At 60.1% G+C, this 19,397-nt stretch carries 27 protein-coding genes and 2 tRNA genes; 28 read left to right on the forward strand and 1 reads right to left on the reverse strand.

Features of this window, described 5'->3' with window-relative positions; genetic code table 11:
• Window positions 1–7 precede the first annotated feature (7 nt).
• Genes EJ071_RS19725 through EJ071_RS19740 form a run of 4 tightly spaced genes read left to right on the forward strand, consistent with a single transcriptional unit; the run spans window position 8 to window position 1,322 of the window.
• On the forward strand, window positions 8–217 hold the full coding sequence (locus tag EJ071_RS19725) for a hypothetical protein (RefSeq protein ID WP_126099362.1): 210 nt from the start codon (window positions 8–10) through the stop codon (window positions 215–217).
• Window positions 210–731 carry a twin-arginine translocation signal domain-containing protein gene (locus EJ071_RS19730; RefSeq protein ID WP_126099363.1) on the forward strand — a complete coding sequence of 174 codons (522 nt, stop codon included), beginning with the start codon at window positions 210–212 and terminating at the stop codon, window positions 729–731. The genes EJ071_RS19725 and EJ071_RS19730 overlap by 8 nt, the downstream gene beginning before the upstream one ends.
• A gap of 11 nt (window positions 732–742) precedes the next feature.
• A complete protein-coding gene (locus tag EJ071_RS19735; RefSeq protein WP_126099364.1) occupies window positions 743–970 on the forward strand; it encodes a hypothetical protein in 228 nt (75 codons plus the stop codon).
• Between the two features lie 34 nt (window positions 971–1,004).
• Window positions 1,005–1,322: a hypothetical protein gene (locus tag EJ071_RS19740; RefSeq protein WP_126099365.1), complete on the forward strand. Its 318-nt coding sequence runs from the start codon at window positions 1,005–1,007 to the stop codon at window positions 1,320–1,322.
• On the opposite strand, the gene EJ071_RS19745 is transcribed toward EJ071_RS19740, so the two are convergent.
• A complete protein-coding gene (locus tag EJ071_RS19745; RefSeq protein WP_126099366.1) occupies window positions 1,319–1,687 on the reverse strand; it encodes a hypothetical protein in 369 nt (122 codons plus the stop codon). The two genes, EJ071_RS19740 and EJ071_RS19745, sit on opposite strands and share 4 nt — an antisense overlap.
• Before the next feature lie 260 nt (window positions 1,688–1,947).
• Here EJ071_RS19745 and EJ071_RS19750 point away from each other — a divergent pair.
• The 24 genes from EJ071_RS19750 (at window position 1,948) to EJ071_RS39525 (ending at window position 19,397) form a co-directional block, all read left to right on the forward strand.
• Window positions 1,948–2,024: transfer RNA gene (locus EJ071_RS19750), tRNA-Arg, on the forward strand.
• Window position 2,025: 1 nt separating this feature from the next.
• A tRNA-Gln gene (locus tag EJ071_RS19755) sits at window positions 2,026–2,099 on the forward strand.
• A gap of 610 nt (window positions 2,100–2,709) precedes the next feature.
• Window positions 2,710–2,988, forward strand: a complete 279-nt coding sequence (locus EJ071_RS19760; protein WP_126099367.1) for a hypothetical protein — start codon at window positions 2,710–2,712, stop codon at window positions 2,986–2,988.
• Window positions 2,989–2,991: 3 nt separating this feature from the next.
• Complete coding sequence (locus EJ071_RS19765) at window positions 2,992–3,612, forward strand: hypothetical protein (protein WP_126099368.1); 621 nt, start codon at window positions 2,992–2,994, stop codon at window positions 3,610–3,612.
• Complete coding sequence (locus tag EJ071_RS19770) at window positions 3,600–4,379, forward strand: hypothetical protein (protein WP_126099369.1); 780 nt, start codon at window positions 3,600–3,602, stop codon at window positions 4,377–4,379. Before EJ071_RS19765 ends, EJ071_RS19770 begins: the two co-directional genes overlap by 13 nt.
• Before the next feature lie 32 nt (window positions 4,380–4,411).
• Window positions 4,412–5,212, forward strand: a complete 801-nt coding sequence (locus EJ071_RS19775; protein ID WP_126099370.1) for a hypothetical protein — start codon at window positions 4,412–4,414, stop codon at window positions 5,210–5,212.
• A gap of 65 nt (window positions 5,213–5,277) precedes the next feature.
• On the forward strand, window positions 5,278–6,069 hold the full coding sequence (locus tag EJ071_RS19780) for a hypothetical protein (RefSeq protein ID WP_126099371.1): 792 nt from the start codon (window positions 5,278–5,280) through the stop codon (window positions 6,067–6,069).
• Window positions 6,066–6,656 carry a methyltransferase domain-containing protein gene (locus tag EJ071_RS19785; protein WP_126099372.1) on the forward strand — a complete coding sequence of 197 codons (591 nt, stop codon included), beginning with the start codon at window positions 6,066–6,068 and terminating at the stop codon, window positions 6,654–6,656. The genes EJ071_RS19780 and EJ071_RS19785 overlap by 4 nt, the downstream gene beginning before the upstream one ends.
• Entirely contained in the window at window positions 6,653–7,648 is a 996-nt protein-coding gene (locus EJ071_RS19790) for a hypothetical protein (protein WP_126099373.1), read from the forward strand. Before EJ071_RS19785 ends, EJ071_RS19790 begins: the two co-directional genes overlap by 4 nt.
• Complete coding sequence (locus tag EJ071_RS19795; protein WP_126099374.1) at window positions 7,645–7,860, forward strand: hypothetical protein; 216 nt, start codon at window positions 7,645–7,647, stop codon at window positions 7,858–7,860. Before EJ071_RS19790 ends, EJ071_RS19795 begins: the two co-directional genes overlap by 4 nt.
• Window positions 7,857–8,447, forward strand: coding sequence for an SDR family oxidoreductase (locus EJ071_RS19800; protein ID WP_126099375.1), 591 nt, complete (start codon window positions 7,857–7,859; stop codon window positions 8,445–8,447). The genes EJ071_RS19795 and EJ071_RS19800 overlap by 4 nt, the downstream gene beginning before the upstream one ends.
• A 14-nt stretch (window positions 8,448–8,461) precedes the next feature.
• Entirely contained in the window at window positions 8,462–9,181 is a 720-nt protein-coding gene (locus EJ071_RS19805) for a hypothetical protein (RefSeq protein WP_126099376.1), read from the forward strand.
• Window positions 9,178–9,891: a hypothetical protein gene (locus tag EJ071_RS19810; protein ID WP_126099377.1), complete on the forward strand. Its 714-nt coding sequence runs from the start codon at window positions 9,178–9,180 to the stop codon at window positions 9,889–9,891. The genes EJ071_RS19805 and EJ071_RS19810 overlap by 4 nt, the downstream gene beginning before the upstream one ends.
• Before the next feature lie 192 nt (window positions 9,892–10,083).
• A complete protein-coding gene (locus EJ071_RS38610; protein ID WP_189521125.1) occupies window positions 10,084–10,578 on the forward strand; it encodes a hypothetical protein in 495 nt (164 codons plus the stop codon).
• A 124-nt stretch (window positions 10,579–10,702) separates the two neighbouring features.
• Window positions 10,703–12,412: a terminase TerL endonuclease subunit gene (locus EJ071_RS19820; RefSeq protein ID WP_189521127.1), complete on the forward strand. Its 1,710-nt coding sequence runs from the start codon at window positions 10,703–10,705 to the stop codon at window positions 12,410–12,412.
• Window positions 12,405–13,748: a phage portal protein gene (locus tag EJ071_RS19825; protein ID WP_126099380.1), complete on the forward strand. Its 1,344-nt coding sequence runs from the start codon at window positions 12,405–12,407 to the stop codon at window positions 13,746–13,748. Before EJ071_RS19820 ends, EJ071_RS19825 begins: the two co-directional genes overlap by 8 nt.
• 22 nt (window positions 13,749–13,770) lie before the next feature.
• Window positions 13,771–15,375 carry an HK97 family phage prohead protease gene (locus EJ071_RS19830; RefSeq protein WP_126099381.1) on the forward strand — a complete coding sequence of 535 codons (1,605 nt, stop codon included), beginning with the start codon at window positions 13,771–13,773 and terminating at the stop codon, window positions 15,373–15,375.
• A 91-nt stretch (window positions 15,376–15,466) separates the two neighbouring features.
• Window positions 15,467–16,786, forward strand: a complete 1,320-nt coding sequence (locus EJ071_RS19835; protein WP_126099382.1) for a phage major capsid protein — start codon at window positions 15,467–15,469, stop codon at window positions 16,784–16,786.
• 32 nt (window positions 16,787–16,818) lie between these two features.
• Window positions 16,819–17,184, forward strand: coding sequence for a hypothetical protein (locus EJ071_RS19840; RefSeq protein ID WP_126099383.1), 366 nt, complete (start codon window positions 16,819–16,821; stop codon window positions 17,182–17,184).
• A 39-nt stretch (window positions 17,185–17,223) separates the two neighbouring features.
• On the forward strand, window positions 17,224–17,733 hold the full coding sequence (locus EJ071_RS19845) for a hypothetical protein (protein WP_126099384.1): 510 nt from the start codon (window positions 17,224–17,226) through the stop codon (window positions 17,731–17,733).
• Window positions 17,734–17,782: 49 nt separating this feature from the next.
• Window positions 17,783–17,986: a hypothetical protein gene (locus EJ071_RS19850; RefSeq protein ID WP_126099385.1), complete on the forward strand. Its 204-nt coding sequence runs from the start codon at window positions 17,783–17,785 to the stop codon at window positions 17,984–17,986.
• Complete coding sequence (locus EJ071_RS38615) at window positions 17,983–18,135, forward strand: hypothetical protein (RefSeq protein WP_189521129.1); 153 nt, start codon at window positions 17,983–17,985, stop codon at window positions 18,133–18,135. The genes EJ071_RS19850 and EJ071_RS38615 overlap by 4 nt, the downstream gene beginning before the upstream one ends.
• A 6-nt stretch (window positions 18,136–18,141) precedes the next feature.
• On the forward strand, window positions 18,142–18,777 hold the full coding sequence (locus tag EJ071_RS19855) for a hypothetical protein (RefSeq protein ID WP_126099386.1): 636 nt from the start codon (window positions 18,142–18,144) through the stop codon (window positions 18,775–18,777).
• Window positions 18,777–19,397 (forward strand): putative Ig domain-containing protein, encoded by a 621-nt coding sequence (locus EJ071_RS39525; RefSeq protein WP_126099387.1) that lies wholly within the window; start codon window positions 18,777–18,779, stop codon window positions 19,395–19,397. The genes EJ071_RS19855 and EJ071_RS39525 overlap by 1 nt, the downstream gene beginning before the upstream one ends.

The raw sequence follows: 19,397 nt of genomic DNA on the forward strand, positions 1-19,397 counted from the left end.
CGGCAGAGTGAAACATACGATCACCATTACCTTCGACGATGAGGCCAAGATCGTGGAGGTTGTTGAAACTGGAGGGAAAGCCACCAGACTGAGGAGCGCAATTATGACGGTCGAGCGCAAGCCGGTCGAGGATACGGATGGTGAACCCAGCCTTTACCGCAAACTCAAGCGAGGCCCGGAAATGGAGATCCATATTGTAGGGCTCGTCCATGACTGACCTATCCCGCCGCAACTTCCTCAAAGGCCTCATGGCGGCCGCCGGCGTCGCCGCGGTCGGCATGCCAGTGATTGCCGCAGTCGAGGCGGTGGCTGTACCGGCATTGCCCTTTCCGGATCATGATGTCGGCGACGTCTTCATGAAGGTCAACGACGTCTGGCGTCTTCTCGGCAAGTCGACCAGCTTGACGGTGAATATGGCGAGGAGCGTCTCGTTCGCATCCCTTGAGCAAATAGATCGGCTAGATCATCGATATTACTGTCTGCCGGATCCGATGGAATTGAGCGTTGAGGCTCTTCTCGACAATGAGGGCCGAGGATTGCTCATGGGTGAGTTCTCATCCGGCCGACACATTGATTTTGCCATGTCGCAGGGTGAAAACGGCCTCTACATGATCAAGAAATCATTCATCCGAGAGGTCTGTGCGACCTGCCGCCATGAGTTGGTAATTGACAGTTTCGAACTCAATCCGAGTGAGATTGAAGTGACGATTCCGGCGGCAGAGGCAGTCTGATGGCAACCTTTATGGGCAAAGGCAAGATGTTCATCGGCAATGGCGACGACTTCACGCCGATAGCCGACGTATCGCAATTCTCGACCGAGACTCAATCAGAGCAATCGGCGAAATGGCCGACCGACGGGGATCTGTCGATCAGCCTTCAAATGACCATGACACCAAAGGAGCGACGCAACTTTCTGGTCTGGTGGATCATATTCAGCGCGCTCGCGACGGCGAGACGCATTCTGGACTAGAGGCCATCTATTGGCCAATGATGGAGGTGACGGGATGACGAGATGGCAAGCAAGTCGATATGTGCATCAGCCGAAATTCGACACCATGAGCAACGACTGGCGATCCGAACGTGAAGCAGAAGAATCGCTGATCGTTCGCAACGGCAACGGCCCCGTCGGCTCGCCACAATGCAACATCGTTGCAAAGTTCATGCGCACCGAAGATCGCGATGAGGCTGTCCGCATCGTCAACGCTCATGATGCGCTCGTGGCAGCGCTGGAGCGTGTCATCTTTGACATTGATGAGGTGCACGATGTGCGACCATCAACGGTCAAAGTTGTTGAAGACGCTCTGGCGGCGGCGCGAGGCTAGAGCCCGGCGATCGCCTTGATCGCCTTGTCCTTGGCATTCTTCACCTGGGTTTCGGAGAGGCCATATTTCCGAGCCGTCGTTGCCTCTTTCGGCATGGCCTGCGGAGCGATCGGGCCCAGCACTTCACCGAGGATGCTCTCGTCGATCTCTCGGATTCCCTTGATGGCTTCCTTCAAACTGGTGATTAGAGAAATGGCGCGGATACCGGTTGGGACGAGTTTCGCTGCCTCGGCCTGCCTGATCACCTCGTCGATCTCGGCGATGCTCATGATTGAAAAGTTGACTGATGTAGCCATGGAACTGCCTTCCTGTTGAAAAACGTCGATTTCAAAGCACGGAAAGGCGCATAACGTCAACAGTGCCAAGGGTTTTTGATGATTCTGGCGGTCAATTTCGAAAGAACTGAGCGCCAGGCAGCGTGAAAAAACTTCGAATTTCGTAAGAACGCTTGGCGCTGTTTGGGTTTCGCCATATACCAGAAATTGTGTTCACAAAAATCTGAAAGACTACCTGTTGTGTCTTTTGCAGAATGCGAGTCATAAGAGCCGCGAAAGATGGATTCATGTCCAAGACGGAATCAAACCCATGAACGCTCTCCAGCAACAGCGGCGCCGGTAACCATCACCGCCGCGTGGCTCAACTGGATAGAGCATCAGATTTCGACTCTGAGGGTTGTGGGTTCGAATCCTACCGCGGCGACCATTCCCGCTTCGTCTAATGGTAGGACACCGCCCTTTGAAGGCGTGAATCGTGGTTCGAGCCCATGAGCGGGAACCAAAAGATCTTGGCCATGAGATATCTCCTCATCCTTCTCATGCTCGCCGCATGCGCCGCGCCCCATGGTGATGGCATTTCCGATCGCGAGGCGCGCGGAATAACCGACGTCTTGAAGCAAGCCTTGAGCAAATCCGACCACCAATAGCAGATTGCGCGACTGACCAGCGCGCTACAGTGCAACCGCGCCTCTGGCCGGTTCACGCGGGATGATTCCCGCATTTGGTCCGCGAGATTGAGCCTGCGGCGAGCGAAACGCCGAACGTATCCGGAGAGGCTCGCCGGCAAACACAGCACCGGCTCTCGCGGCCATCAATTCCCAGCCGGGTCTGGCCTCTGTTGGTCGCCAAGCGCCCTTCAAGCTCCCCGGCTTAGTTCTTCAAGACCGTAGTAGACATCAGAACGCCACTGGCGGGACGATGGGCTACGGCACCATTTCCAACAAGGGAGAGACAGCATGCTCGCAGATCTTATCGTTCTCGCAGCCGTCGGTGCGGTCGCCTGGTACTTCCGCGCGCCGATCATCGCGTTCATCAAGAAGACCTTCGGCACCGCCGAGTAAGCAATCTTTCGGCGGTCCATTGGGCCGCCGTTTTCCTTTTTCGGAGAACGCATGGCTCACCGGCTCGTCAAGATGGTCACTCCGGATACCGGCATCGGTGTCGGCACCAAGGTGTTCGATGTTGAGTCCGGTCGCGAGATCCCGGGGATCACATCAGTCGAAGTTCCGCGATTCGGACCAGAGGATCCAATCCGTCTGAATCTCGAGTTGTTCGCCGATCATCTGAATATCACCGGCGCGCCACGTTTCTTCATCGCAGACCCTAAGACCGGCAATCGTCGCGAGGTGAAGTCGATCACGTTCGCCGACGGCGAGACGGTCGAATTCTGATCCGTGCAATCTCCCTGCCTTCCGATCGCGCCCTTTGACGATCGGCCGGTCGTTATCGTCGCCGGTGGTCCATCCCTGACGCTCAGCCAGGTCCGCAGGATCGGCATGGCGCGCGCCGCGGACAAGATCCGCGTCATCGCCATCAACGATGCGATCTATCCATGCTGGTTCGCCGATATCCTCCATGCGTCCGACAAGCGCTGGTGGAACCTGCATAAGGGCGTGCCTGCCTTCCGCGGCTTGAAGACGTCGCTCGAGATCACCGGCTATCACGACGTCCGGACGCTGAAGAATACCGGCCTTTCCGGGTACGATGAGACCCCTGGCTGTATTCGCAGCGGTAGCAATGGCGGCTTTCAGGGCGTGCACCTGGCCGCAAAACTCGGCGCTCGCCGGATTGTGGTCGTCGCCTTCGACTATTCGGATGACGGGGCCCGGTCGCACTGGTTCGGTCCCCATGGACCGGGCATGGACCTGCATTCGAACACCGAGAACTGGCGCAAGTATCTGCGCGGCCTGACGGACGAGTTCGCGCGCCGCAAGATCGCAGTCGTCAATGCCACGATCAAGAGCACGATCGACTGGCTACCGCGCGTCGACCTGGAGACGGAATGGCCGGCATAGCGGGCGTTGCTTCCGACACGTTCAGTGACTCGCCGTATTATCACCGGGATGCATTCCGGAGGGGACTGGCGCGGCTCGGATATGTTGTCGGGCGGCCGCCGAAGGAAAGGCCCGAGCCGAACGACGTTCTGCTCATCTGGAATCGGACAAGAGGAAATCACGACTTCGCCAGCCGATATGAAAAGGCTGGCGCGAGGGTGCTGGTGGCTGAGAACGGCTACATCGGCAAGGATAGGGACGGGCACCTGCTCTATGCGCTTGCGCTGGGGCACCATCTGGGCGCCGGCGCGTGGGTTGAGGGCGCCGGCGACCGATGGGCCTCTCTCGGCATCGAACCGCTCCCGTGGCGCTCCAATGGCGACGAGATCGTCATCCTGCCACAGAGAGGTATAGGCGAGCCGGGCATTGCGATGCCATCGACGTGGGTCGCCGACGTCGTGCGTCGCCTGAAAGAGGTGACGGATCGACCGATCAGGGTCCGGCCGCACCCCGGCAAAGACAAGACCGATCCGGGGCCAGATTTGCAGAACGCGTGGGCCGCGGTGACATGGGCGAGCGGTGCCGGCATCAAATCGATCGTCGCCGGAGTCCCGGTCTTTCATGACATGCCGACATGGATCGGCGGACCGGCCGCCAAGCGCGGCGTCGACGACATCGAAAATCCATTTCTCGGCGACCGCCTGCCGATGCTCCGCAGTCTTGCGTGGGCTCAGTGGGAAACTGCCGAGCTCGAGGAAGGAACGCCATTCAAGTGGCTTCTCGGGTAACCGTCTATCAGATCCCTGCACACAAGCGCTCAATGCTCGTCGGCGCGGCGATGGCGCAAGGCATTCACCGAGTCGGCGACATGGTGAGCGTTATGCCATCGACGGCCTATCGTTCGCCCGATGCCGACATTGCCGTCTTTTACGGCTTCGATGAGACTCTGCAAGCCGTGTTTAAGGGCTATCGGGCAGCAGGACTGCCGGTGGTCTATGTGGATCTCGGCTATTGGGGCCGCAAGGATCTTGGTCGCTGGACCGGCTTCCACAAGGTGTCGGTGAACAATCGGCATCCGACGGCCTATTTCCAGTCCAAGCGGCATGATGGAAGCCGTCTCGCCCAGTTCGGGCTCGAGTTCAAGGAATGGACGGCCGGTCGCCACATCTTGGTCGCTGGCACGAGTGACAAGGGGGCAATCGTCGACGGGTTCGCCCCGGAAGAGTGGGAGCGCTGGGCTGTCGCGGAACTGCGCCGGTATACCGATCGCCGGATCATCTACAGGGCAAAGCCGAGTTGGCTTGGCGCGCGGCCGATAGCCGGTGCCGAGTTTCAGCAGACAAGGGAAGACGTCCGCAAGATGCTGGTCGACTGCCATGCGGTGGTCACGCATCACTCCAACGTCTCGATCGACGGGTTGATCGCCGGCGTGCCAGCCTTCTGCATCGAAGGCGTCGCTTCGCCGCTCGCGCTGTACGACCTCTCGAGGATCGAGGAGCCGCGTCGTCACGGTGATCGCGAGCAACTCATGAGAGATATCTCGTGGTGCCAGTTCAACGTGCAGGAAATGACAGACGGCGTCGCTTGGCGTCACCTTAAGGAAGAAGGACTCCTGAATTGAAGGTCTGCTTCTTCAGATCATCGAAGCCTCGCGAGGGCCTGCTTGCTGATGCTTTCGCGCGCGGCGTGATCGAGCACGGCGATGAAGCGGTGGTCCGGCTTCTCACCGATGAGGTGCAAGTCGCTTCGGATTGCGAAGTGGCCGTCATGGTCGGGGTCAAGAGCAAGGAACTATTCCAGGCGAACTGGCATGCCGGCATCCACACCGTGATGCTTGATAAAGGCTATGTCCGCGGCAGCGCTGGCGGTCCGATCAAGATCTGGGAATACTGGCGCGTCGCTGTCGACGGCCATCACCCGACCCGATACCTGATGAAGGTGCCGCGGCCGTCGGATCGCCTGCAGAGGCTTCGCCTGACCGTCAATCCGTGGCGGACCATTGGCGGTCATATCGTCATCGCCGGATCGTCGGCCAAGTACAATGCCTTCTATGGGCTGCCGGACCCGACGACATACGCCGAAAGCCTTGTGAGGCACATTCGTGAGGTCAGCGACAGGCCAATCGTCTACAGGCCGAAGCCCAGTTGGAAAGAGGCTGTTGCGATCAAGGGCACCAGGTTCTCCTACGGGACCGGCGAAACCATCGACCAAGTGCTCGACGGTGCCCATGCCGTCGTCACCCATGGTTCGAACGCATGCTTTGAGGCGGTCCTCGCAGGCATCCCGTGCATTGTGCTCGGGGATGCGGTGGCGAAGCCGATTTCCTCGACTGAAATGGCCGATCTCGAGTCGCCATTGATGGTGAAGCGCAAGGAACGGAACCAGTGGCTGGCCAACCTCGCGTACCAGCAATGGACGATGAGTGAGTTCGCCGCCGGTGAAGCGTGGCAGATCATTCGCCCGCAGATTTACGGATGAGCATGAAGCCGAGCACCCAGTATCTGGCGGCGCTGGACGACGCCAAGCGTCACCATGCCGCGCACAAGACCTATTCCGGCAAGTTTCTGCGGCCGCACGCGCCGTTCATCAAGGAAATCATCGATCGGCTCGGCTGTCAGACGATTCTCGATTACGGAGCCGGCAAGGGCGAGCAATATTCCTGGCGCAATGCCGATCCGATCGGATCGATCCCGGTTGGCATGACGATCGAGGAATACTGGGGCATCAAAGTCACCAAGTATGACCCGGCCTATCCGCCATTCGCCGCGGAACCGGTAGGCAAGTTCGATCTGGTGATCTGCACGCACGTCCTTGGCTCGATTCCGGTCATCGACCTGCCGTGGGTGGTCGACAGGCTCTATTCGCTGTCGAACAAGGCGCTCTACATCGCCGAGAAGATCGCGCCGGTGAAGAAAAAGGTGTTTCAGAAACCGGATCTGCATCCGTTCGGCTGGAATGCGGCGCGCTGGATGACGGCGATCAAACGCGAGAAGGACATCGAAGTCGTCCTGTCGGTTCGCGAGAAGCGTGGCGACGACGTTTTCGTCGAGCGATTCTCCATATGAAAATTCGCGTTCTCGGCGCCGGCTGGTTCGGATGTCATTTAAGCGCCGCGCTGATTGCCGCAGGCCATGACGTCGAGATTCACGAGAGCAGCGGCCGCATCTTCAACGGTGCCTCCGGCAACATTCCGGCCAGGCTGCACCTTGGAGCTCCGCATTACCCGCGGTCGTCGGCCACGCAGCGGGCCTGTCAGGAGCATCAGGCTGAATTCCTGAAGGAGTATGGCCATCTCACCCGGTCGATCCCGGTGAACATTTACGCGGTCGCGCGCGACCATTCGTTGATCGACTTCGGCACCTACCAGAGGATCCTGCGCGATCAGGTCGAGTTCATCACCCTCTACGATCCGGCCGAGTTTGGCCTGACTTTCGTCGAAGGTGGCGTGATGCTCGGCGAGCGCCACATCGTTGTCGACGCGGCGCGCGCGCACTTCGCCAAGATTCTGGACGGGAAGATCCGCTTCAACACGCCAATCGGCGAGGTGGACAGCAAGAACTACCATTTCACGATCGACTGTAGCTTCTGCGCCAATGACAGCGCCGGCGTCGATCGCTACGAGCCCTGCCTCGTGGTCTTGTTGAAGGGGCCGACCGACAAATCGGTGACGATCGTCGACGGGCCGTTTCCGTCGCTGTACGTCTGGAACGAGGATCTCGGACTCTCGAGCTTGTCGTCAGCCAAATGGACGCCGTTTTCTAAGGACTGCAAGACTTGGGGCGAGGCGAAGGCACTGCTCGACGGTCTCAGCGCCGCCGACGTGGAGCGCCAGGCACAGTTCATGATCAGCGACATGGCCGGGTTCTATCCAGCGATCCGCGATCTCTACCAGGTGGAAGATTACCGCTTGAGCATCCGAGCGATGCCGCTTTCCGGCGCCGACAGCCGCTTGGTCGAGGTCGTCAAGGTAGGGGAGCGCGCGCTGCGCGTGCGCGCGGGAAAGATCGATGCCGTCGTCCAGGCGGAAAGGATCATCAAGGGGATGATCGCGCAATGAAGGTGGAGACCAGAACGATATATGTGCCGGAGATCGGCGACCGGGTCAAAGTGCCGGATCTTCTCGATCAGTTTGATCGTGTTTGGCTGAAAGCTGGCGAGGGCGTCATCAAGTCTGTGCCCGAAGACAGCATGCATCGTTTCGGGATCGAAATTCATGGGAAGACCGAGTGGCTTCTCAAGTACGATTTCGATCTGATTATTGATCCGTGACCATCGTCATCACCGGATGGCGCAGTGCCATCGCCGAGGAGTTCCGCCGGCTGCTTCGGTCGAACGAAGAGATCGTGCACGGCAAGCCGATGGAACCGAATTTCCCGCTTGGGGCGGAACGATATCTGTTCTGCCAGGGCCTGCTCCGGCCGAAGCGGATCGAGGACCAGACCGATGCCGAGATCAGGGAAGGCATCGAAGTCAATTTCGCCTCGATCGTGCGGGCCTGCGATCTGATCTTTGCCACCAACGTACTGGCGAGGGTCTGCGTCATTGGGTCGGAAAGCGGTTACCGCGGCTCGTTCGACGAGAACTACGCATCAGCCAAGGAATTGCTGCATGCTTACGTGGAAAAGAAGCGCCTCTCGCAGCTGCAGCAGCTGGTGGCGATCTCGCCTGGCATCATCGGCGACTGCCGCATGACGACGTCACGGACCGATGTGGAAAACCTCATCCGCCGGCGTGAAGAGCATCCGAAGAGACGCTTCCTCGAGGCGAGCGAAGTCGCCGCGATGGCGAGGACACTGCTTTATTTCCAGCCGTACATCTCCGGGACGATCATCCGGATGCATGGCGGCCTCCACTAGCCAAAGGATCATTGATGACGGTTCGGGTCTGCAGTCTCTGCTGGGGGACGGCATGGGAGCGCTATGGCCGAAAGTTCGCGCAGACGTTCGCGGACTACTGGCCATCTGATGTTGAACTGGTGGTGGTGACTGACCGCTTCATTGGCCTGCCGCGCGGCAAACAGGCGCCTCTGGAACTGATTGCCGGCTACCGGGCGTTCATGGACCGCTGGAGCAGCGACATGACCGCCATGGGCCACAGGGCCCCGCCAGGCACGAAGACCAATGAGAACGGCTATTCTTGGCGTCACGACGCTGTGAAGTGGATGCCGCAGGCGCTGGCACCGATCCCCGGGATCGAGGGGCTTGTCGACGGCGACATCTTCGTCTGGTTCGATGCCGATACCGAAACAATGGGCAAGGTGCCGGATAACTGGGTGGATTCGCTACTCGACGGTGCCGACGTGGCCTGCATCCGCCGGCCGGGCAGACACACGGAGATCGGCTTCTACGCCATGCGATTGGGTAGGGAAACGCGGCGCGTGCTCCGCCTGTTCGCCGATTTCTACCTGAACGACTCGGTCTTCAAACTCAAAGAGTGGCACTCCGCCTACGTCTGGGATCGAGCGCTCGAGAGCGAGCCGGAACTGAAAGTTCAAGATCTCAATCCGACCGGTGCCCGCGGTCACGCCTGGCCGTCCACACGTCTGCATGAATGCACCGCCCATCACAAGGGCAAGAGGAAAGACCAGTGAAGCCCAAGCATGCCTTTTATATCGGCTTCGATCCTCGTGAAGCCGCCGCCTTTGCGGTCACCAAGAATTCCTTGAGACGCAATTTGATCACACCAGTTCCTATCCGAGGTCTGGTGCTCGCAAACCTCCAGGCGAAAGGTCTCTATACTCGCCCGACCAGCATCCGCGAGGGACGCTTGTGGGATGACATCTCCGGTGCCGCATGTGCGACGGAGTTTTCGATTTCGCGCTTCCTTGCGCCTCATCTGGCTGGCAGCGGCTGGGCGATCTTCATGGACTGCGACATGCTGGTCCGCTCGAATGTCGAGCGCTTGTTCAAACTTCTCGATCCGTCGAAAGCCGTGATGGTTGTGAAGCACAACTTCCAGCCGACGGAGCGCATCAAGATGGATGGCCAAATACAATCAAGATATTCGCGAAAAAATTGGTCGTCGTTCTGCGCATTCAATGTGGACCATCCTGCGAATTCTAGGTTGACGCTGGATCTAATCAATTCGGCACCAGGTCGCGACTTGCACGCCTTCTGTTGGCTTGATGATAAGGACATCGGCGAGTTGGACGCCTCGTGGAACTGGTTGGTTGGCCATTCGAGCGATGAAATCGATCCGGATGTGGTGCATTTCACGGACGGAATCCCGACGATGCCGGGATACGAAGATTGCGCCTTTGCCGATGAATGGAACGCCGAGCTCCGGCGCTGGGCCGCCTGATGTCTGGCCTGCGATCGTCGCTGAACTTCGCAAGCACAGTCGACTACGAGGCCATCAAGAAGAATGCCTTCCATGACCAAGGCATTCTCGTGGTGAAGATGGACGATCCAAAACTGTCATGGGCTGATCGGGAAATTCTCCGCGCTGTTGGTGAGCGTCTATACGGAGCGCCTAAGGCCGGGAGATAGGGTCATGGGCGGCATTGGCAGTGGCGGCAACGGCAGACTGACGGACGCTGAGAAGCGCGCCAAGGGAACCTATCGATCGGATCGTTCCGACGAGGTGTACGCCGCGCGCGCGGCAGAGAAGGTCATCACCGGGCCTTGGCTGACCTCGATCCCCGAGCCGACGATTCCGTTGAATGCGGTCGGCAAGGCAAAATACGACGAGATCACCGCGCTTCTGTTCGCCGGAAACAAGCTGACGAAGGTCACCTGCGGCGACTGCGAACGCATGGCCGTGATGCACCAGCAGATGCATGAGAGGCTGACCGCCGGCAAAGCGGTGTCGATGGATCTCATCAAGCGCATGGATGCGATCAGCGTGAGGCTCAGAATTGCAGAAGATGCGCCAGCGATCGCGAACCCGAACCAAAAAAACCGGTTTGCAGGTTCCGGATTCTCGAATAGCCGGACTTCACCGATCACACTGCGGCCACATCGAGCCGCTGGAACTGGTAAACTCTGAAACTGGAGAAGTAGAACTCGTTCCGGACTATCCGGCGATCGCCAGGCTTTACGCTGAAGCGGTCGCCTCGAAGAGGCTGCCGACAAACCGTCTCCTCGTCCTCGCCGCGCAGCGATATCTCGACATGCTCGAGATGGCCGAGGATCCGAATTGCGAGTTTGTCTACGAACCGAAGTATGTCGTCGACTACTGCCGGTTCGGCGAGAAGCTGAAGCACTTCGAGGCCGGCAACTGGCAACTGAACCAGTTTGACGAGGAGGGGAATCCGGATCCGCGGATCATCCTCGAGCCATTCGAGATCTGGATCGAGTCCGCGATCCATGGCTTCCGAGTCAGGCTTAACGGAACGAGGCTGGTCAAGACTGCGCTGGAACTGATCCCCCGCAAGTCGGCAAAGTCCTTGCGGGCCACGCGCGCGGCGCTTTTTGATCTCTGCTGCTCCGGCGGCATGGCACCGGAAATTCCGATCGCCGCGTTTTCTTCGAAGCAGGCTGACGACACGCTCTATGGCGACATCGTCAAGATGCTCAACAATGACGAGGAGTTGAAGGAAGAGTTCAAGATCCGGGTGACGCAGGAAGAGGTCACCTGCAACGGCGGCCGAATCTTTAAGCTCACGCAGCACGGTGACCGAATCGACGGTCTGAACCCGTCCTTGGCGCTATTCGAGGAAGGGCACGCCGGCGCGGCTCTGGTCTACAAGGTGGTTGATTCAGCCTTCGGCGCGCGGCCGAATGCGCTGCGCCGCATGATCACCACCGCTGGCCATCACTCGGAAGGCCCGGCATTCGATCTCCTGAGCCAGGCTCAGATGATCCTCGAAGGGAAGGTCGAGGATTTCACATTCTTCGCGGCGATCTACACGCTAGATCGCGAGGATTACACCAACCCGGAAACCAATGCGATCGACTGGGATCGATTGCTGACAGACGAAAGCCTGATCGCCAAGGCCAACCCAATGTATGGGGTCGGTCTGGATCCTTCGGTGATCAAGGCCGCGGTAAACGAGGCTCACCGGCTTCGTCCAGATAAGCGGGGTGAGGTAGCGCGTACCCGCTTCAATATCTGGACTGGCGCCGGAATGACGCTGATCGACTCGGCGTCGTGGGGTGCATGTAAGCGCCCACTCGCCTTGTCGGACTTTTTCGGCATGAAGTGTTGGATCGGCGTCGACTTGGCGCAGGTGCTCGACATGTGCGCCATCGCGCTCCTATTCGAGTTGCCGGCTGGTCAGCTAGTCGCGTTTGCCCACTTCTTTCTGCCGGAGGAATCGCCGACAGCGCAGAATCCTGATCTGGTCGATCATCTGGCGCACTGGCAGGAACAAGGGTTTTTAACCCTCACACCTGGCCCGCTGGCCGATCATGACCGGGTGAGGGCGGACGTTGAGGCCTATTGCGACGTGTTCGACGTCCAGGTGATCGCCTGTGACCCGGCGCAGGCGCACAACACGGTGAAGTACCTGTGGGACGGCAACAAGCCGGTCATGGTGTACCCGAATAATGCGAAGACGATGACGGCGCCGACGGATGACATCCTCGGCCGCGTCGCGGTGCAGACGATTTGGCATGATGGGAATCCAGTTCTCGCCTGGAATGCGCAGAACGTGCACGGCGAGCGCAAGGCCAACGGCTCGATCCTCCCGCGAAAAGAAAAAGAGAACTCGGCCCGCAAGATCGACGGCTTCGTTGCCCTTTGCTTCGCGAATGGCTGCCGGATGCAGCCCGGTGAGGCGAAGCCGGCCGTGGAGGTGACCAGCGCCTCGACCGATCCGTATCTGAAGCGAGGCATCATTGGATTCGACCAGATGGGAATAGGTGACGGCAATGTCTGATGTCGAAGAGACGGCCGTCGTCCCGACCGAGTCCCGCCAGATGGACTTGATCGTCAAGGATCACGGCACCGAGATGACTATGGCGGAATTCGCGTCATGGCTCGGCGAGAACATTGGCAGCGCAAGCGTTCAGAATGCGCTGAAGCAGGCTGCGTTCATGCTCTGCTGCGATGTCATTGCGCAGGACATTGCGAAGTCCACGCTCCGGCTGCGTGAGAGGATGAAGAACGGAACTTCCCGGGTTGTTTTGCCGACGGAGCACCCGATCGCGGGGTTTCTCGCGCTCGAGCCCAACCGGCGCCATACCTGGAATGAGTTCACGGAGATGATGGTGCTCTGGGAGTGCTACACCTCCAACGCCTACGCCGGCGTGCTGCGCAATCGGACCGACGACCCGCTGGAACTGATCCCGTTCCAGACTGGACGCGTGCGGGAACTGGTCGAGGGCAGGGACATATTTTACGACGTCGTCGCCGGCACGATGCAGGAACAGGCACTGCTCGGCGCGGTGTCGATGACGTTCCATGAACGGGACATGATCCACGTCCGCGGCCGCATGGTCGACGGCATGGATGGCTACTCGACTTTGACGGCCGGCCGCGATGTGCTCGACACCGGAAAGGCGATCGACGGCTTCCGAACTTCACTGTTCAGTGAAGAAGGCCAATTGCGAGGCGTCTTCAAGAAGAGTGGCGAAGGCGCCCTCGACGAACTCGCGTTCCAGCGCCTGCGCTCGCAACTGAAGATTCTGATGAAGAGGTTCAAGGCGGGAGTCGAACCTGTCGTCCTCGAAGACAACATGGAATTCCAGGCGATCGCCTCGAAACCGATGGAAATGGAACTGACGAAGCAGTTCGCCGAGCAGATCAACCAGACCTGTCGCCTTCTACGCGTTCCGCCGCACAAGGTGTTCCATTTCGACGGGGCAAAATACGAGAATCTCGAAACCGCTGAGAAGATGTACGTGGGCGACTCGCTCGTCCCGCGCGCGGAGCGATTCGAGCACAGGTACGGGAAAGTTCTGCTCTCGCGCGCTGACCGACTGAGGTTCTTCTTCGAGTATGACCGTGATGAGATGACGCTTCGCGACTCTCAGCGCGAGACCGAGCGCATCAAGACGCTGCTCGAGCGAGGCGCCATCGAGATTGATGAAGCCAGGGCGATGCAGGGCTTCAACCCGCTGCCGAACGGGCAGGGCGAAGTGCGCTTGATCCCGGTGAATATGCAGGCGGTCGACCGCGACGGAAACGTGGTGATTGCAGCATCGTCAACAATCGATCCGAACGCTCCGGCGCCAGATCAACCTGCCGACGCAAAGGCCCAAAAGGGCGCGTAGGCCGATCCAATCAGGAGTTACCATGGCCAAGTTCAGAAAAGCCTCCGCTGACGAAGTGCAGGCCAAGCGAAAGGACCATGTCCGCGACAGCGATCGCGGTCTGGTCATGGTGAAGGGCTTCAAGTCCCCGCCGTCGTGGAACAAGGAAGCGCGCAGCGCCAAGTTCGTCATGACGAGCGAGAGCGTCGACCGCTATCAGGACATCGTTGTTCAGGCGGGACTCAATGTCGATCGCTTTCTCGAGAATCCACAAGGGCTGCTCTTCCACAACAGCCGGTCGTGGCCGTGCGGTCTCTGGTCGGATGTGACCAAGGTTCTCGGCGGCCGTCCGAAGCGCACCGAAGGCGTTCTGAACTTCCTGCCGGAAGGCACCGACGAGGATGCCGATCGCGCAGCCCGTCACGTTGCGGTTGGCTCGATCCGGACCGTGTCGATCGGCTTCAAGCCGAACTGGGACGATATCGACTTCATCCTTGACGATGACGACGATTGGACTGGCGGCTTCCGATATAACTCTTCGGAGCTCCTGGAGTGCAGCCTAGTACCCATACCAGCTCAACCCGATGCTCTGGTCAAGAGCGCCGGCGGCGACATGGTTCTGGCGCGGTCGCTGATCGAAGAAATTCTCGACACCTACGCCAAGACGCCGGAAGGCCTACTCATCCCGATGGATGAGTACCGCGCCAAGCATTTCGATCTCGTCGGCAATCGTTCGACCTTCATCATCGACAAGGCTTTGGCGCCGGCGGCGCGCAAGTTCGCCCCGGTTGCCGAGATGGAACTCAAGGCATCCACCGATACCGAAGCCGAGAAGTTTGTCGGCGCCAAGGTTACGGTCAAGCCCGGTCATCCCGAAAACAAGGATTGGCCGTTCGCTGACGTCCTGGCGAAGGCGACCGGTGAAGTGATCGCCAGCTACATCGTCGACGATGGTGAATTCAAGGGCGTGCACGCACTCTGGGTCGAATTCCTGACCGACGAGTATTCCGGCATGTTCCGCGGCATCAAGGCGGACCGTTTCCTGCTCGCCGATAAGGCGACTGAGGAGGACGCCGAGGAGGAGATGCCGCCAGAACACGATCCTGAGTGCGAAGACGAGGACAAGACTGCCGCGGAGCCGACCGACGAAAACAAGGGCGTCGAACTGCTGACCGACGAAGTCCTCGACGCCTTCGCCTCACTGATCAAGGACGGCGATGTCGTCGTGCTGCGCGATGGTGACGACATGTGCCTTGTCATCAAGCGCGAAGGCGAGCAAATCGAGGCGCTGAAGCTCCCGGTCGAGATGACCATCAAGCAGATCAACGAGACCTCTCAGTCCATCTGTGATCGCGTGAACAAGGCCAAGGAGCCGCCGGCTCTCAAGGTGACCGACCTTGCGACCGTAACGGTCAAGCTGGACACCACCGAAGCGACCGAGAAGCTGAACGTGCTTGAGCGCCTGGTCGACTCGGTTGGCGCCAAGATCTCCAAACTTTTCGGCAAGAAGCAAGTCGAAAAGGACACACCCGACGACGAGCCGGAAGACCCGCCGGCGCTGCCCTGTGAGGCGGAAGTCGAGGAAGCCAAGGCAAAGGCTGCTGCTCATCTCGCACGCCTCGCCGCCAAGGGTCTGATCGCAGCGTAAGCATCACCATCCGAATTCCGGGCCGGGCAACCGCCGGATCAACAAGCCGCTCCGCAAGGGCGGCTTTTTTCATGAGCAAAAGGAGACAACTATGCTCGCACAACTGAAAGCCCGGCTGAAGGAACTGTCCGGCGAAATCAAGGCTCTCACCGACAAGACGGACATGTCGGCCGAGGACTTCACCGCTCTCGAGACCAAGACGACCGAGCTCGAGGACATCGAGAAGAAGATCGACACGCTGACCAAGGCGGAAGAGGCTCGCGCCCGCGCCGCTCTGCCGGCGAACGACCCGGCTGGCTCCACCGAGCGCGCCCCGGCGACTGTCGCCACCAAGCTGACCACGGTCGAAAAGGTCGGCCTCATGATCGCCGGCATGGCCCGCGCGTGGATCGAGGAGAAGGCCGGCGGCCCGAAGGCGGTCTTCCGTCACCTCGAGGCGGCTGGCTACGGCGACGTGGCCAAGGAATTCGACCTGGCGCAGCGCACCCGCGCCCTGAACTCCGGTTCGGCGGCCGCTGGCGGCGTCCTCGTTCCCGAGGCCATGTCGAGCGAGATCATCGACGTCCTGCGTCCGATGACCACGTTCCTGCAGGGTGGTCCGCGTCGCGTGCCGCTGGTCAACGGCAGCTACAAGATGCCGAAGGCGGCTTCTGGCGCGACGGCCGGCTGGCGCGGTGAAGGCCAGGCGATCGCCAAGAGTCAGCCGACCTTCAAAGAGATCAACATGGTGGCGAAGTACGTCGACGCCCTCGTGCCGATCACCAACCAACTGATCCGCTACTCGCTGCCGGATGTCCGCGGCTGGGTCGAGATGGACATGGCCAACGTCATGGGCGTCGAGATCGACCGCGCGGCCTATCTGGGCGAGGGCACTGCCTACACCCCGCTCGGCATCACCAAGATCTCGGGCGTCACCGTGGTGACCCTGACGGCCACCGGCACTTCGCCGACGATCGCGCAGATTGAGGCGGACGCCTCCTCGGCGGAACTGGGCATGATGAATGCCAACCTGCCGATGCTGGGCGCCAAGTGGGTCATGTCGCCGCGCACGTTCATCTTCCTCCAAAACCAGCGCGACGGCAACGGCAACCGCTATTACCCGGAACTGCAGAACGCGAACCCGACCTGGCGCAACAAGCCGGTTCTGGTCACGACGCAGAACCCGGTCAACGGCGGCGCCGGCACCGACGAGACCGAAATCTGGCTGGTCGCCTTCGGCCATGTTCTGTTCGGCGAGGGCATGGGCATCTCGTTCTCGGTCTCGACCGAGGCCACCGTGGTGACCAACGGGACCGCCGTTTCCGCCTTCCAGAACGACTTGACCTACATCAAGGCGTCGACCGAGGCGGACTTCGACATGCGCTACCTCGAAGCCGTGTCGGTGATCCCGGGCGTTCGCTGGGGCGCGTAAGCGCCTCTTGACTCACTGATCAGGAGAACCCCGTGAAAGTAGTCAAAAAGACCGGCCTCGTGCCGGTCCACTCTTTCAAGACCGGCACCATCTTCGGGGTGGTGCCGGACGTGGCCCGCAAGATGCTCGCCGAGAAGGCTGCCGAATTAGTCGAGGTGCCGGAAGGCATCGAAACCTATGAGGTGGCCGACTCCGTCGAGCCGAAGAAGCTGGCCGAGGCCAAAGAGGTGCATGCGATCGACATCCCTGACAACTGGGAGGAGATGCATCACCTCCAGAAGATCAAGCTGGCCAAGACGATCACCGGCGACGACAGCGTGAAGACGCTTGATGCCGCCAAGGAGATCATTGGCGCTGAAATTCAGCGGCGCGCCGCCGCTGTAACCCCGGCGGAATAATCCGGCGGGGACAGAAACGCACGAGAAGGAGATTCCACAATGCGTGCAAACATGCTCGACGGCGGCGCCTACAGCCGAACCGTCTTCCAGGCAATCAACAAGACGGCCACAGCCGGCGGTGCCGGCGATGCCACCGAAGTCGACTGCGCCTGGGTCGACCGCAAACTCGACGGCATCGGCATGGCGCTTTCCGCCAAGCTGGTGATCACCTTCACCGCCACCCTCGAAACCGGCGAGACCCTGACGTTCGCCGGCAACTTCCAAGATGCGACGGCGCTCGCTGGCACGGGTGCCGCCGACTTCGCATCCGCGTTCGCTGCCGCTGTGGTTGCCACCGGTGACTCCGGCGGTTCGACGGAGACCGGCACCTACGAAGTCGATATCGACCTCTCCGGCGCCCGCGAGTTCATCCGCACCCAGATCACGCCGAACCTCTCGCGCGGCGCGACCGACACCTGCGAATGGTCGGCCGCACTGGTTTTCTACGGCGATCACAATCAGCCGTCGACCCAGGCGACCTACAAGCTCGGCACCGCCGATTCGATCTAATGCTAACACGGCGGGCCTCCGGGCCCGCCAACTGCCTCGGGAGGGCGCCATGGCCAACTACTTCATCAACCTTGGTGCCACCCTTTCCTGCCTCGCCAATTCGCTTGTCGGCGGGGAATACGGCCAGACCCTTTCCTGTCGCATCGGCCTGTCGATCCTCGACAAGGGCTGGGCCTACAAGATTCCGTTCCCGAACATCCTCCGGGACCACTTCATCATCGTCGCCGCGCAATCGCGAAACGAGAAATCATGATCCGTGATCAATACCGTCAGACCGAGAAGCCTGAGTCCAAAAAGGGACTGAAGCCGAAACCGGTGACGCGCCCGAAGGGCAAGGAAGTCGATCGCGTCGTTCGCGACATGCAGCCAGCCGGCCGCGGACCTGGCTACAAGACCAGGTGATCCGCCATGCTCGACATTGAGATCGTCACGCCGCCGACGGCCACGGCTCTGGACGTGCTGTCCTTGGCCAATTTCAAGAAGCATCTCCGGATCTCGTCGACGGTCACCAAACTCGACGACACGCTGACCGATGCGATCACTGATACGGTGGACAAACTGCACGGCATCGGCGGCGAACTCAATCGCACGATCCTCCGGACCACCTACAAGCGCTATCTGAAGAACTTCCCCAGCAAGGATGAGTGCGGCAATCCGCTGCCGATCCTTCTGCCTTATCCGCCGCTTGTCGACGTTGTCGGAATCACGATCGAGGACGGCAGCAGTCCGGACAATGTCGTCGACAGCGCCGATTATGTCGTGAAGAGCGGCATGCTCGTGCCGGAGATTCATCCGGTCAGCGCCTGGCCGTCGATCACCTCGGCACCGCGGGCTGTGTCGATTACCTACACCGCCGGCTACACCACGTATCCGCCCAAGCTGCTGCGCATGATCAAGTTCTTGGCGGCGCACTACATCGAAAACACCGAAGCCAGCATTCTCGAGCAGAACAAGACGCTGATCAGCAGAAACGTGCTGTTCGCCATGGATGACCTGCGCGCCGCGCTCAAGGTCAGTAACTCGTATGACGACTGGAACGAATAGTGCGCGGCGGCTCTCTTCGTAACCCGATCGAGATCCAAAGAAGGGTCCAGGTCGGGGTGACTCGTCTGAACGCGCCGAATTACGTCTGGCAGACTTGGCGTGAGCCGATCTGCGAGGTCGAGGTTCGCCGCGGCCGCGAACACTTCGACCCGGAGACCAAACAGCGATACTCGGAAGAGGTCTGGCGCTTCCGCGCCAGGTACGAAGAAGTCGAAGGCGTCGACGCGACCATGCGAGTCGTCCACAACGGGATGAACTTCGACATCAAGGCGCTTCTGCCGGACGGGCAAAGGCAAAGGGACTGCATCATCGAATGCACGGTCCAGGATGCCGTCGTCGGGTCGGTGCCTCTATCGATTGCCATTGTCTCGGCGATTCCAGATGGATCAGTCGGCGTCGCCTATGCCGGCTTCACGGTCTCCGCGGCCGGCGGTACGGCACCCTACGTGTTCGCCGAGGAGTCCGGCGCGCTTCCACAAGGGCTGATGCTCAATACTTCCACCGGTGCCGTCTCCGGCACGCCGCTGGCGGCTGGAGTGACTTCCGGGATCACCATTCAGGTTTCTGACGCGGACGGCACGATCGCTGTTCTTCCGGATTTCTCAATCACGGTTGCCTGA

This window comes from Mesorhizobium sp. M1B.F.Ca.ET.045.04.1.1, from assembly GCF_003952465.1.
Classification (GTDB): domain Bacteria; phylum Pseudomonadota; class Alphaproteobacteria; order Rhizobiales; family Rhizobiaceae; genus Mesorhizobium; species Mesorhizobium shonense.

Coding starts and splice junctions, on each gene's coding strand:
- EJ071_RS19850 (WP_126099385.1), top strand. CDS start 17,783: ATGGCCAACTACTTCATCAACCTTGGTGCCACCCTTTCCTGCCTCGCC.
- EJ071_RS19735 (WP_126099364.1), top strand. CDS start 743: ATGGGCAAAGGCAAGATGTTCATCGGCAATGGCGACGACTTCACGCCG.
- EJ071_RS19820 (WP_189521127.1), top strand. CDS start 10,703: ATGCTCGAGATGGCCGAGGATCCGAATTGCGAGTTTGTCTACGAACCG.
- EJ071_RS19785 (WP_126099372.1), top strand. CDS start 6,066: ATGAGCATGAAGCCGAGCACCCAGTATCTGGCGGCGCTGGACGACGCC.
- EJ071_RS38610 (WP_189521125.1), top strand. CDS start 10,084: ATGGGCGGCATTGGCAGTGGCGGCAACGGCAGACTGACGGACGCTGAG.
- EJ071_RS19835 (WP_126099382.1), top strand. CDS start 15,467: ATGCTCGCACAACTGAAAGCCCGGCTGAAGGAACTGTCCGGCGAAATC.
- EJ071_RS19825 (WP_126099380.1), top strand. CDS start 12,405: ATGTCTGATGTCGAAGAGACGGCCGTCGTCCCGACCGAGTCCCGCCAG.
- EJ071_RS19790 (WP_126099373.1), top strand. CDS start 6,653: ATGAAAATTCGCGTTCTCGGCGCCGGCTGGTTCGGATGTCATTTAAGC.
- EJ071_RS19740 (WP_126099365.1), top strand. CDS start 1,005: ATGACGAGATGGCAAGCAAGTCGATATGTGCATCAGCCGAAATTCGAC.
- EJ071_RS19770 (WP_126099369.1), top strand. CDS start 3,600: ATGGCCGGCATAGCGGGCGTTGCTTCCGACACGTTCAGTGACTCGCCG.
- EJ071_RS19795 (WP_126099374.1), top strand. CDS start 7,645: ATGAAGGTGGAGACCAGAACGATATATGTGCCGGAGATCGGCGACCGG.
- EJ071_RS19845 (WP_126099384.1), top strand. CDS start 17,224: ATGCGTGCAAACATGCTCGACGGCGGCGCCTACAGCCGAACCGTCTTC.
- EJ071_RS19855 (WP_126099386.1), top strand. CDS start 18,142: ATGCTCGACATTGAGATCGTCACGCCGCCGACGGCCACGGCTCTGGAC.
- EJ071_RS19730 (WP_126099363.1), top strand. CDS start 210: ATGACTGACCTATCCCGCCGCAACTTCCTCAAAGGCCTCATGGCGGCC.
- EJ071_RS19830 (WP_126099381.1), top strand. CDS start 13,771: ATGGCCAAGTTCAGAAAAGCCTCCGCTGACGAAGTGCAGGCCAAGCGA.
- EJ071_RS19805 (WP_126099376.1), top strand. CDS start 8,462: ATGACGGTTCGGGTCTGCAGTCTCTGCTGGGGGACGGCATGGGAGCGC.
- EJ071_RS38615 (WP_189521129.1), top strand. CDS start 17,983: ATGATCCGTGATCAATACCGTCAGACCGAGAAGCCTGAGTCCAAAAAG.
- EJ071_RS19760 (WP_126099367.1), top strand. CDS start 2,710: ATGGCTCACCGGCTCGTCAAGATGGTCACTCCGGATACCGGCATCGGT.
- EJ071_RS19775 (WP_126099370.1), top strand. CDS start 4,412: ATGCTCGTCGGCGCGGCGATGGCGCAAGGCATTCACCGAGTCGGCGAC.